The organism is Oceanisphaera sediminis, from assembly GCF_039539745.1.
Taxonomy (GTDB): domain Bacteria; phylum Pseudomonadota; class Gammaproteobacteria; order Enterobacterales; family Aeromonadaceae; genus Oceanimonas; species Oceanimonas sediminis.
This window is the reverse complement of record NZ_BAABDS010000042.1, coordinates 45,609-58,019: the sequence shown is the minus strand read 5'-3', so window position 1 is coordinate 58,019 and position 12,411 is coordinate 45,609. Positions and strand designations below refer to the sequence as shown.

The following is a 12,411-nucleotide window of genomic DNA, read 5'->3' as shown; positions in this document are numbered from 1 at the left end:
GCTCAATCGCGCTTGAACAGCACCTCGTCGACCAGACCATATTCTTTGGCCTGTTCGGCGGACATGAAGTTGTCACGGTCGGTATCGCGCTCGATAATCGACAGTTCCTGGCCGGTATGTTCGGCCAGCAAACGATTGAGCTTTTCTTTGATATACAGAATTTCCTTGGCGTGGATCTGGATGTCCGACGCCTGGCCCTGAAAGCCACCCAGCGGCTGATGAATCATCACCCGGCTGTTGGGCAGTGCAAAGCGCTTGCCGGCGGCACCGCCGGCCAACAGGAAGGCACCCATGGAAGCGGCTTGCCCCATGCAAACCGTGCTGACGTTCGGCTTGATAAACTGCATGGTGTCGTAAATCGACATGCCGGCCGTCACCGAGCCGCCCGGAGAGTTGATATACAGATAGATATCCTTCTCCGGATTTTCCGACTCCAGAAACAGCAGCTGGGCGCAGATCAGGTTGGCCATGTGGTCTTCAACCTGACCGGTCAGAAAAATGACCCGCTCTTTCAACAGGCGAGAATAAATATCGTAGGAACGCTCACCCTTGGCGGTCTGCTCTACCACCATGGGGATAAGAGCAGCCAGGGGCCCGTCCATCATCGAATTATGATTATTTGTCATAAGATATTGTCCCCAAAATAAAATGGCCCAAGTGCACTCACACTGGGGCCATTATACGCAAGAGCTTGATGCTTAAGTCAAATGGTTCTTAAGCGCCAGCGCCCGGCTTGTTCATCACGTCATCAAAGTTGACCTGCTTGTCAGACACCTTGGCCTGGCTCAGCACGAACTCGATAGCCTGATCTTCGATGGCCAGATTACGTACGTTTTCCAGCAGTTCCGGGTTTTCGTTGTAGTAGGCAACCACTTCGGACGGATCTTCGTAGGCAGCAGACATGGAGGCGATGATTTCCTGCACCTTGGCGTCGTCGGCCTTGATCTCGTTGGCTTTGATCACTTCACCCAGCAGCAGACCCACGCGTACGCGACGCTCGGCCTGTTCCTGGAACAGCTCGGCCGGCAGTTGCGGGGCATTGTTGGGATCCATGCCACCGAAACGCTGCAGCGCCTGCTTGCGCAGGGTTTCGATTTCGTTGTCGATCAGCGACTTGGGTACGTCAACCGGGTTCTGCTCCAGCAGACCGTCGATAACCTGCTCTTTCACGGACGCTTTCAGGGCCTGAGCCAGTTCGCGTTCCATGTTCTTGCGTACTTCGGCTTTCAGACCGTCAACGTTGCCGTCGGCGATGCCGAAACGCTGTACGAATTCTTCGGTCAGCTCGGGCAGCTGCTGGGCTTCAACCTTGGTCACGGCAACGGCGAACTGGGCTGGCTTGCCTTTCAGGTTTTCGGCGTGATATTCCTCGGGGAAGGTCACTTCCAGGGTGAAGTCGTCACCGACTTTCTTGCCCATCAGACCTTCTTCGAAGCCCGGGATCATACGGCCGGAGCCCAGTACCAGGACGAAGTCTTCGGCGGCGCCGCCTTCGAATTCTTCGCCGTCAACCGAGCCCACGAAGTTCATGGTCACGCGGTCGTCGGTGGTGGCTTCGCGCTCAACGGCAACCCAGTCGGCGTGCTGCTTGCGCAGGGTGTCGATCATCTTGTCCAGATCGGCATCGTTCACTTCAGCCTGGGGCTTTTCAACGCTGACGGCGTCCAGACCCTTTACTTCCACTTCCGGGTACACTTCGAACGTCGCGGTAAAGGTGAAGTCTTCACCGGCTTTCAGCGCGGAAGGCTCCATGGTCGGCATGCCGGCCGGGTTCAGTTTCTCGCTGATCACCGCTTCGAAGAAGTTGCGCTGCATCAGGTCGCCGGCCACGTCGGCTTCAACGGAAGAGCCGAACATTTTCTTGATAACGGTCAGCGGCGCCTTGCCGGGACGGAAACCGTCGATGCGGCGAGTCTTGGCCAGTTGACGCAGGCGGCTGTTTACTTCGCCTTCTACCTTGTCGGCAGGTACGGTAATGGTCAGGCGGCGCTCCAGGCCTTGAGTCGTTTCTACAGAAACTTGCATTCTTCTACCTCAATTTTCTTCAGCACCGTGGTGCTGACCCTGTGATTGATTTAAAACAGCCTGGGCTGCTTCCTTGAATCCTGGTGAAGACAAATGTCTTCTCGGCAAATTAGACGCGGCATTATAACGGGGCATCCCGGCAGCGTCGAGCGTCGCTACGACTCAGGTTAAGCAATATGGGGCCGAACTCGAGCTTTTCAATGAAAACGGCCGCACAAAATGTCGTTATCTGCCACGCCATGAAAAAGGCATGCCGCAGCATGCCTTTTTTTACCCGTGACTGTCGCTCACATTAGAACGAGACGCGACGGTATTTGCGGTATTCCGGCTGCCAGAAGTTGGCTTCAATCGCTTCATCCAACGCGGCGTCGGAAATCTGCAACGCCTGGCCCTGCAACTGGGCGGTTTTGGCCACCATCTTGGCGATCTGGCGGCTCACCTGCTGGATGTCTTCCAGCGGCGGCAGCAAGGCGCCTTCGCCATCAATGGCCAGCGGCGAGCAGGCCGCCAGGGCACGGCTGGACGACATCAGCATGGCATCGGTCACGCGCTTGGCGCCACAGGCCAGTACGCCCAGGCCGATACCGGGGAAGATGTAGGAGTTGTTGCACTGGGCAATCTCGTACAGCTTGCCCTTGTGCTCCACCGGCGCGAAGGGGCTGCCGGTAGCAACCAGTGCCTTGCCGTCGGTCCAGTTGATGATGTCTTCCGGCGTGGCTTCTACCCGGGAGGTGGGGTTGGACAGCGGGAATACGATGGGTCGCTCGCAGTGGGCGTGCATGGTCTGGATCACTTCTTTGGTGAACAGACCCGGCTGGCCGGATACCCCGATCAGAATATCGGGCTTGCCGTTCTGCATCACTTCCAGCAGCGAGATATTCTCGCCGGCCACGGTCCAGTCCTGCAGGTTTTCCAGCGACTGGGCCAGCGGACGCTGAAAGTCGACCAGATTGGGCATGTTGTCGGTGATCAGACCGAAGCGGTCCACCATGAACACCCGCTCGCGCGCCTTGGCATCGCTCAGGCCTTCGGCCTTCATCTGCGCCACGATTTGCTCGGCAATACCGCAACCGGCAGAGCCGGAGCCGAGGAAGGCCACTTTTTTCTCGGACAGCTTGCTGCCGCTGGCCTGACAGGCCGCGATCAGTGAGCCCAGGGTAACGGCGGCGGTGCCCTGAATGTCATCGTTGAAGCAGCACAGCTCATCCTTGTAACGGTTGAGTACCGGCATGGCATTTTTCTGGGCGAAGTCTTCAAACTGCAGCAGCACCTTGGGCCAGCGACGCTTGACCGCCTCGATAAAGGCATCCACGAACTGCTCGTATTCTTCGCCGGTCACCCGCGGGTTGCGCCAGCCCATGTACATGGGATCTTTCAGCAGTTGCGGATTATTGGTGCCCGCATCCAGTACCACCGGCAGGGTATAAGCCGGAGAGATACCGCCACAGGCGGTGTACAGGGACAGCTTGCCGATGGGAATGCCCATGCCGCCGATGCCCTGATCGCCCAGACCCAGAATACGTTCGCCGTCGGTCACCACTATGACCTTGACGTTCTGCTTGGTGGCATTCTGCAGTATGTCGTCGATACGATCCCGGTCCGGGTAGGAAATGAACAGCCCCCGGGCGCGACGATAGATATTGGAAAACTCTTCACACGCCTTGCCCACGGTCGGGGTATAGATGATGGGCATCATCTTGCTCAGGTGGTCGTGCACCAAACGGTAGAACAGGGTCTCGTTGGTGTCCTGAATGTTGCGCAGATAAATATGCTTGTCGAGATCGTTCTGAAAGGAGGTGTACTGTTTATATGCCCGCGACGCCTGCTCTTCGATGGTCTCGATGTTGTGGGGCAACAGCCCTTCCAGATTGAACGAAATTCGCTCTTCCTTGGAGAAGGCGCCGCCTTTGTTCAACAGCGGGGTTTCCAGCAGGGCCGGGCCTGCATAGGGTACATAAAGGGCACGTTTTTCATGATGCTCTTGGGGCATAAGACATCTCGCTTAGTTATAAATCCCGAAGGGAAAGTTATGATTTGAATAATAGGGGGCTCGCCGGCCAGTATAAGCCAAGCCCCCTTCCCAAACCACCATCGGCGCGTGCTTATACGGCCAATAGACTACCGATGTGCCACCACGCAATTGCGACCCTGGCTTTTGGCTTCATACAGCGCTTCATCGGCCTGATTCAGCAGCGCCTCGAGATCACTGTCCTTGTGCCCTGCCACCACACCGGCACTCAGGGTCACCATGACTTCACTCTCGTCCAGCGGATTTTCCACCGGCTGGGACTCCACCGCCAGCCGCAGGGTTTCGGCCTGCCGTACCCCCTGCTCCAGCTCGGTCTCGGGCAGCAGTACTATGAACTCCTCACCGCCATAGCGAGCGACCGTCGCGTCCTTACCGAAGATATCCATGATGGTGGTGGACACGCTGACCAGCACCTCGTCCCCCATCAGGTGACCATGTTCATCATTGATGCGTTTGAATTTGTCGAGATCGAACAGGATCAGGGTATAGGGTTGTTCGCGACGACTGTGCCGACGGGTATCCTCGAGTTGACGCATAAACAGGCGGCGGTTCATCAGCCGGGTCAGCGGATCCCGGGTCGACTCCCGGTACAAATCCAGCAACATGCGCAACTGCCCGGCCTGCACCCAGATCATCGACAGGCTGAAACACAGCAACAGCCAGACCCGGTCGATCAGCTCGCCATTGTCCAGGGTGCGGGAGTCAAGCCAGTAATCGGTGGCCAGTATCGCCACTATCACCACCACCGCCGCGCGCAGGCCGGAGCGTACCGGCAGCGGCAGCACCGCCAGCAAGGCCAGCAGAAAATAGGGGAAGGCGATGTAGCCGACCGGAATGGGCACCCCGTCGCGAAAGCTCCACAGGCTGACCAGATTGAACAGCAGCAGAATGCCCAGCAGCGCAAAGAGCGACAACACCATCCAGCGACGATTGAGCTTGCACAGGTAACTGAGCGGCAGCAGCGGGGTAAGCATCACGCTGGTGATCAATCGCACCTTCCACAGCAGCTTGAAATGAGCCGGATCCAGTACCCACCAGTCGACGGCAATCCAGCCGGCAATGCCGATAATAAGCAGGGTCACCAACCAGCGAAAGCGAACGGCAACCACACCGATGCGGATGAGCTTAAAATCCCGAGAGTGATAGTTATCACTCCAGTATTCCTTGAGTTCCAACCCCTTCCCCTTTTCTTTGTTTAATGATTAAACGGCAAACAAGCAGAATAACGCGTTCCATGCCGCTCTGGCCGATGGTAACGCCGATGGTCGCGCGAGCACGGCAGCGGCATCACGACGACAGAAATGGCAAAAAACGCAAACAGTACCCAAAGCTCGCACCGGGCGCCAGTTTATATTGCCGATGGTTAAAAATCATTGAGACGGTTGAAGTTTTGTTCTTTCCCGGTGGCGTGTTGCAGGGCGCGGGCTTAAGTGACAAAATTCCGCCCATGCCCCAACAGGACTTCATCATGACCATCAAACTCTACGGCATCAAAAACTGTGACACCGTCAAGAAGGCCCGCAAATGGCTGGATCAACACGGCATCGAATATCGCTTCGTCGATCACAGAGCCGACGGTCTGGACCCGGCCGAACTGCAACACTGGCTGGAACAACTGGGCTGGGAGCAGGTGCTCAACAAAAGAGGCACCAGCTATCGCGCCCTGTCGGACGCCGACAAGGCCAGCCTGGGCCCGGACACCGCCGCCGCCCTGTTGCAGGCGCAGCCGGCGATGATCAAACGACCGCTGCTGGTGCTGGACGACGAGCTGCACCTGGGCTTCAAACCCGAACTGTATTCCCGCCTATTCAATAAGTAATCAAGGATTAGAATGACTGACTCTGCCGTGCTGGCCCTGACCCGGGACCTGATTAACCGCCCCTCCGTGACCCCCGAAGACGAAGGCTGCCAGGAGCTGATGGGCGCCCGCCTCAAGGCGCTGGGCTTTGAACTGGAAACCATGGTGTTTGAAGACACCACCAACCTGTGGGCCCGCCGGGGCAGCGAAGGGCCGCTGTTCTGTTTCGCCGGTCATACCGATGTGGTGCCGCCCGGCCCGCTGGATCAGTGGCACACACCGCCGTTTGAAGCCACCGACATCGACGGTTACCTGCACGGCCGGGGCGCCGCCGACATGAAAGGGTCGCTGGCGGCCATGATCGTCGCCACCGAACGCTTCATTGCCGCGAACCCGGATCACCAGGGCTCCATCGCCTTTCTGATCACCAGCGATGAAGAAGGTCCCTTCATCAACGGCACTACCCGGGTGATCGACACCCTGGAAGCCCGCAACGAAAAAATCACCTGGTGTCTGGTGGGCGAGCCTTCCTCCACCCATGAGGTAGGAGACGTGGTCAAGAATGGCCGTCGTGGCTCCCTTACCGGTGATCTGGTGGTCAAGGGCACCCAGGGCCATGTGGCTTATCCCCACCTAGCCGACAACCCGGTGCACAAGGCGGCCCCGGCCCTGACCGAGCTGGCCAACACCGTATGGGATCACGGCAACGACTATTTCCCGCCCACCAGCTTCCAGATTGCCAACGTGCAGGCTGGTACCGGCGCCTCCAACGTGATTCCGGGCGAGTTCAAGGTACAGTTCAACTTCCGCTTCAGCACCGAGCTGAACGAAGACACCATCAAGGCCCGGGTGCACAGCCTGCTCGACGCCCACGGCCTGGACTACCACATCGACTGGCTGCTCAACGGCAAGCCCTTCCTCACCGACAAGGGGAATCTGGTGCAGGCCACCGTGGAGGCCATCAAGGCGGTCAAGCATCAGGAGCCGGCCCTGCTCACCACCGGTGGCACCTCCGACGGCCGCTTCATCGCCCAGACCGGCGCGCAGGTCGTTGAACTCGGCCCGGTCAACGCCACAATTCACAAGCTCAACGAATGTGTGAAAATTGCCGATCTGGAACTGCTTACCGACATGTACGAAGGCATTCTGGACCGTCTGCTGGCATGAACCCACTCTGCCTGCTGGGCCTGAGCGATACCCATCTGGTGGCGCTGAACGAGCCGGGCCACCGGCTGCAGGCCGACGCCAGAGACGCCTTTATGGCCATGCAGGCGGCGGCGAGCGAGGCCGGTTTTCACTTGATGCCGGCCTCGAGCTTTCGCAGCTTCGAGCGCCAGCTGGCCATCTGGAACGGCAAGTTCGAGGGCAAGCGACCGCTGCTGGATGCCAACAGCCAACCGCTGGATGCGCTGGCCCTGAGCGAGCCTGCGCGTATACTCGCCATCCTGCACTGGAGCGCCCTGCCCGGCACCAGCCGCCATCACTGGGGCACGGATCTGGATATTTACGACCCGACCCTGCTGCCCTTGAATAAAAAGCTGCAGCTCGAGCCCTGGGAATATGAAGCGGACGGGTACTTTTATCCGCTCAGCCAGTGGCTGGCCGCCAACATGGGCCGCTTCGGCTTTTACCGGCCCTTTGCCCAGAACCGCGGCGGCGTGGCGATAGAGCCCTGGCACCTGAGCTACCGCCCGCTGGCCGAAGCCTGCGCCAGCCAGCTAACCCCCTCATTGGTGGCCGAGGCCTTGCGGCTGCAGCCAGTGGCGGGAAAAAAGCATATCCTTAAACAACTGGACGAGATTTTCGCCCGTTATATCACCACTACCGAGGATTAAGCCATGAGCACCTGGCTCTGGATTGCCCTGCCGTTATTGTTTGTCGTCGGCCTGTTTGTCGGCGCGCTCAAGGACACCAAGCAGATTGAAAAGTCGGTGAAGAAAAACCGCGACAAGATGAACCTGAAAGACTGGGACACCGAAGAAAGCAAGAAAGACGACTGGGGCGTGCCCCCCGGCAGCTACCACCCCGACGACAAGGATGATAAGGACAAAGGAACCAAGGAATAGGGACTAGGGACTGGGGATTGACCGCCAGTTCCCAACCACCCATCCCCAACCACCAATCCCTATTCCCTAATCCCCAATCCCTGTTCCCCCTAGAACAACCCGAGTTGCTGGCCAATCAGCGCATCGAAGCTCAGGCCCGCGAAGGGCAGTATGGCGTCGGCCACCGGCTTGAGCTGGCGGTCGACGTAATGCTGATAGTCGATGGCCGACGTCTGGTATTCCACCGGCTCGGGGCCATTCACCGTGATCAGATAACGGATCACCCCCTTCTGCTGATAACGTAACGGCACGCCCCGTCGGGCATTGTGCTCGTCCGCCAGTCGCGCCGCCCGCACCTGGGGTGGCTGTGACTTCACATACTGGGCCAGTGGCCGACGCAGGCGCTTGCGATACACCAGCTCGGCATCCCGTTCTCCGGCCAGGGTCTGTGCCAGGGTCTGGCGAATGAAATCGCTCGGATCCCGATCATCAAACACCAGCCGGTACAGCTCGGTCTGAAACTGCTGCGCCAGCGGCGTCCAGTCGGAACGCACCGTCTCCAGCCCCTTGAACACCAGCTCGCTTTCACCCTTTTTGATGCTCAAGCCCGCATAGCGTTTTTTCGAGCCCTGCTCCTGACCGCGAATGGTCGGCATCAGAAAACGGGCATAATAGCGTTCGAACTGCAATTCCAGACAACTATCCAGCTGCAGCTCCGTGGCCAGTTGCTGCCGCCACCGGTCGGTCATCAGGGTGGCCAGGCGCTCACCTTCCCCGCTGGCGGTATCTTCATCGTGATAACCGGTCAACAGTACAAACACCGAGTCGGTATCGCCGTAGATCACCTCGTGGCCCTCGGCCTCTATCCAGCGGGCGGTCTGCTGCATGATCTCGTGGCCACGCAGGGTAATGGACGACGCCAGTCGGGTATCGTAAAAGCGACAACCGCCGGAGCCCAGCACCCCATAGAAGGAATTCATCAGTATCTTGATCGCCTGGGAGCGCGGTGCGTCCCGCTCGCGCTTGGCCTGATCCCGCTCTTGCCACAATCGTTCGATAATGGCCGGCAGAAAGTGCCGCCGGCGGGAAAAGCGCGCGCCGCGAAATCCGGGAATGGCATCGTCCTCTTTCAGCCCCAACACCAGCCCCAGAGGATCGATTCTGAAGGTACGAATAATGGCCGGATACAGGCTCTTGAAGTCCAGTACCAGCACATGACGGTAGAGCCCGGGCCTGGAGTCCATCACATAACCGCCGGGGCTGGCCAGGCCGCCACCGGCGGGCAGATTGGGCGCCACAAAGCCGGCCCGATGCAGATGCGGCAGATAGACCTGAGTAAAGGCCGCCGCCGAGCCGCCGACCCGATCCAGCTCCAGCCCGGTGAGCTGGCTGCGCAGCCGCAGAAAGTCGAGCAACCGGGTGTGTTCGAAAATGTCCCACACCAGGCGGCAGTCTTCCAGGTTGTAGGCGGCAAGCTTCGGCTTGTTGTGGCGAAAGTCCCGGGTGATGGCCGCCAGCCGGTGCTCCACGTCTTCGGTCTGTTTGCCCCGTCCCAGCAACTGGCGAGACACCGATTCCAGGCTGAAGCTGTCGAACTGGTAACAGGCGGTCTTGAGCGCCTCGATGCCGTCTATCGCCACCCGCCCCGGCAGAGTCAAAAACACCTGTCCGGTATAGGTCGACTCCCGCAGAAACGCCGCCTCGCCGCCTCGGCCCAAGCGCAGCCTGATCCCGTGCAGCGCCGCCCGCTGCAGCAACAATCTAAAGTCGAAGCCGACCAGATTCCAGCCGATGATAATATCCGGATCGTGACGGTTCAGCGCCTGCTCCAGGGCTTTCAACAGCGCTTGCTCATCCGCCACCCACTGCATATCGGTCTCTGCGGGCTCAGGTTGGCCTATCATCAACACTCGCGCCAGCCCCTCGCCGTAGAGACCGATGGAATACAGCTCGCCCCGGGCCGAGCATTCGATGTCGAGTGACAACACTCGAAAGCGGGGGCTCCAGTCACCGGGTTTGAGCCTGGCCTGACCGAACTGCCGATAACCGGCGGCCGCTTGAGGCTGCCCGATAAAGTCGACCGAGCCCCGGATGAAGCGGCTGAGCAGAAAGCGCTCGTGCAGCCGCAGATCGTCTTCAAACACGCCGATACCGTCACGACGCAAGCACTCCGCCGCGGCCCTGTGTTCGGCCATGGTGGCAAAATAGAGCACCGCCACCGGCTGATATTCCAGCGTCTGCAAACCGGGCTCGGCCCATTGATAGCCGATACCGGCCTGCGCCAGACTCTGTGCCACCGCCTCCCGCCGCTCGGTCGGCACCATCAGCAGCGGCCGCTCGCCGGACAGCAGCAAGCGCACCGGCCCCTGTGCGGTACAGAGCCAGTAGATGATTTCGGTGCTGCCGGCCCGATCACGGCTGTGCCGGGTCAGGATAAAGCCCTGCTCGATCTCGGTCATGACGGCATTATACCCATTAAGGGAACGTGAGGGGTGAGGCGTGAGGGGGAAGGTATTTAGTTAAACATGACAGGCCCCGTCGATACGGGGCCTGTCATATTGGACACAGTCGGTAGGGCTTAGCGGATCAGGTCGGTGCGCTGAAAGGCATCGCCCAGAGTGCGCGCCAGCTGGCTCAGAATGTCGGCAGACACAGGTACCTTGCTCTTGTCGCTCAGGGTGATACTGCTCTGCTCGCCCAGATCACCGAGCTGAATGCGATATTGCTGCTCGGGAATATCCAGTGCCGGCAGCCCCAGATCGCGCCACTTGCCCTTGCTCAGGCCGTCGAATTCCACATCGACATAGCCCAGCGCCTGCTGACGGTTGGTCAGATCGAAGCCAAGCTTGGGCAACAGGGTAACCAGCCGTTTCCAGCTTCTGTCGTAGCCTTCGTCGGTCAGCAAGCGGCCTTCTACCTGATCCAGTGTCAGCTGAATCGGGCTGCGATCCAGCAGATCCTGCTGCTTGGTCAGCGCACGCTGATACGACAGCGAGAAGGCATTCAACATGGCCGCTTCCGCTCGTTGCCGATCCTGCGTCAGCTGGGCATCGGCCCCCTCGGCGCTCACCTGCACCGCCACCGCGCGGCGCACTGCATCCGGCACCAGCTGCCAGCTGAATTGCTGCTGTTCGTTGCCGATGGCCCGACCATCGCTGCGCCAGCCCTGGGCGGTCTGGCTGAATTCGGCTTTCTGCCCCTTGAAGAAGGCGGCCAGCGCCTGGCTCAGCTCTTGTTCCAGTGGCTGATCCAGCCGTTGCTGATAAAACCAGAGACCACTACCGATATCGCTATCCATGGCTTCGGTACCACGTACCAGTGGCAGCACCTGAGTCGGGGGCCGCACGTCTACCGCCTTGCCGGTCACGCCGCCAATCACGCCCTGGGTCGGAGCCGGAATCACGTATTCGCTGTTGAATTCCGGTGCTTCCAGTCCGGCCGGGATCAGCAAGGGCGTGGTTCTGAGCTTGGCATCCTGGTAGTCAAACCCCCGGTTTGCCTGCGCTCGGGTTTCGGGATTGCTGCAGCCGGCCAATACACTCATGGCCAGCAGGCTTAATACTATTTTTTTTGAATTCAACGTTTTATCCACGCCCTGTTAACTCCGCTTTAAGTAACGCTTCCCTTAGCTGTTCCTTCCCCGACGTATTCAGGGGGATCAAGGGCAAACGCGGCATTGAGGTGTCGATGAGCCCGAGTTCGGCACAGGCCCACTTCACCGGTATGGGATTGGTATCACAAAACAAATGCTGATGCAGCGGCAACAGACGTTGGTTGATCACTTCAGCCTGCGCCCAATCGCCGACCAGCGCGGCCCTAAACAGGGCAGCCATGTCGGCCGCCGCCACATTGGCGGTGACCGAAATCACGCCATGACCGCCCAGACGAACAAAATCCAGCGCCAGATGATCATCGCCGCTGAACAACAGAAAATCGTCACCACAACAATGTTTGAGCTCGCTGACCCGGTCAAGACGTCCGCTGGCATCCTTGATGCCGATTACCGGCCCCAGTTCCGCCAGTCGTCCCGCCGTTTCCGGCAACAGATCGCAACCGGTACGACCAGGCACATTGTAAAGCAGCTGCGGCAAATCACAGGCATCGGTAATGGCGGAGTAATGCGCCAGCAAACCGGCCTGTGACGGTTTGTTGTAATAGGGCGTCACCGACAGTCCCGCCGCCACGCCCATTGCTTTCATGGCCTGGCTCAGCCGAATGGCCTGGCGGGTATTGTTGGAGCCACAGCCGCCAATCACCGGAATGCGGCCATTGGCAAATTCGAGCACCCGACGCACCACCTCAAGGTGTTCGTCGGTACTCAGGGTCGGCGACTCGCCGGTGGTGCCCATGGCGGCGATGGCCGCCGTACCGCTGGCCACATGATAATCCACCAGTCGCTTCAGGCTGTCGTTATCGACCTCGCCCGCCGCCGTCATCGGCGTAATCAGTGCCACTATGCTACCGCTGAACATAGTAAATTCCGTTAAGGATCAAGAGCGGCTATGGTAGTGGCG

11 protein-coding genes are annotated in these 12,411 nt (G+C 59.4%); 4 read left to right on the top strand and 7 right to left on the bottom strand.

Annotation, left to right across the window (positions count from 1 at the left end):
* Positions 1-2 precede the first annotated feature (2 nt).
* The 4 genes from clpP to ABD827_RS15355 form a co-directional block, all read right to left on the bottom strand.
* On the bottom strand, positions 3-626 hold the full coding sequence (gene clpP / locus ABD827_RS15370) for an ATP-dependent Clp endopeptidase proteolytic subunit ClpP (protein WP_298719140.1): 624 nt from the start codon (positions 624-626) through the stop codon (positions 3-5).
* A gap of 88 nt (positions 627-714) precedes the next feature.
* Positions 715-2,025: a trigger factor gene (gene tig, locus ABD827_RS15365; RefSeq protein WP_298719141.1), complete on the bottom strand. Its 1,311-nt coding sequence runs from the start codon at positions 2,023-2,025 to the stop codon at positions 715-717.
* A 292-nt stretch (positions 2,026-2,317) separates the two neighbouring features.
* Entirely contained in the window at positions 2,318-4,015 is a 1,698-nt protein-coding gene (locus ABD827_RS15360) for an NAD-dependent malic enzyme (protein WP_344965562.1), read from the bottom strand.
* A gap of 128 nt (positions 4,016-4,143) precedes the next feature.
* Entirely contained in the window at positions 4,144-5,229 is a 1,086-nt protein-coding gene (locus ABD827_RS15355) for a GGDEF domain-containing protein (RefSeq protein ID WP_344965560.1), read from the bottom strand.
* Positions 5,230-5,522: 293 nt separating this feature from the next.
* On the opposite strand from ABD827_RS15355, the gene ABD827_RS15350 reads away from it, so the two are divergent.
* From ABD827_RS15350 to ABD827_RS15335, 4 genes are read left to right on the top strand one after another with little or no spacing between them, the layout of a single operon-like run.
* Positions 5,523-5,873 (top strand): ArsC family reductase, encoded by a 351-nt coding sequence (locus tag ABD827_RS15350; RefSeq protein WP_344965559.1) that lies wholly within the window; start codon positions 5,523-5,525, stop codon positions 5,871-5,873.
* 12 nt (positions 5,874-5,885) lie between these two features.
* On the top strand, positions 5,886-7,019 hold the full coding sequence (dapE, locus tag ABD827_RS15345) for a succinyl-diaminopimelate desuccinylase (RefSeq protein WP_344965558.1): 1,134 nt from the start codon (positions 5,886-5,888) through the stop codon (positions 7,017-7,019).
* Complete coding sequence (locus ABD827_RS15340) at positions 7,016-7,687, top strand: M15 family metallopeptidase (protein WP_344965556.1); 672 nt, start codon at positions 7,016-7,018, stop codon at positions 7,685-7,687. The genes dapE and ABD827_RS15340 overlap by 4 nt, the downstream gene beginning before the upstream one ends.
* A gap of 3 nt (positions 7,688-7,690) precedes the next feature.
* Positions 7,691-7,918 carry a hypothetical protein gene (locus ABD827_RS15335; RefSeq protein WP_344965555.1) on the top strand — a complete coding sequence of 76 codons (228 nt, stop codon included), beginning with the start codon at positions 7,691-7,693 and terminating at the stop codon, positions 7,916-7,918.
* Between the two features lie 89 nt (positions 7,919-8,007).
* On the opposite strand, the gene ABD827_RS15330 is transcribed toward ABD827_RS15335, so the two are convergent.
* The 3 genes from ABD827_RS15330 to dapA all read right to left on the bottom strand — a co-directional run bounded on the left by ABD827_RS15330 (position 8,008) and on the right by dapA (position 12,369).
* Complete coding sequence (locus tag ABD827_RS15330; protein WP_344965554.1) at positions 8,008-10,356, bottom strand: DNA polymerase II; 2,349 nt, start codon at positions 10,354-10,356, stop codon at positions 8,008-8,010.
* Between the two features lie 119 nt (positions 10,357-10,475).
* The gene (gene bamC, locus ABD827_RS15325; protein ID WP_344965553.1) at positions 10,476-11,477 is read right to left on the bottom strand and encodes an NlpB/DapX family lipoprotein; all 1,002 of its coding nucleotides are present in this window, start codon (positions 11,475-11,477) and stop codon (positions 10,476-10,478) included.
* A 4-nt stretch (positions 11,478-11,481) separates the two neighbouring features.
* Entirely contained in the window at positions 11,482-12,369 is an 888-nt protein-coding gene (gene dapA / locus ABD827_RS15320) for a 4-hydroxy-tetrahydrodipicolinate synthase (RefSeq protein WP_344965552.1), read from the bottom strand.
* Positions 12,370-12,411: the final 42 nt, after the last annotated feature.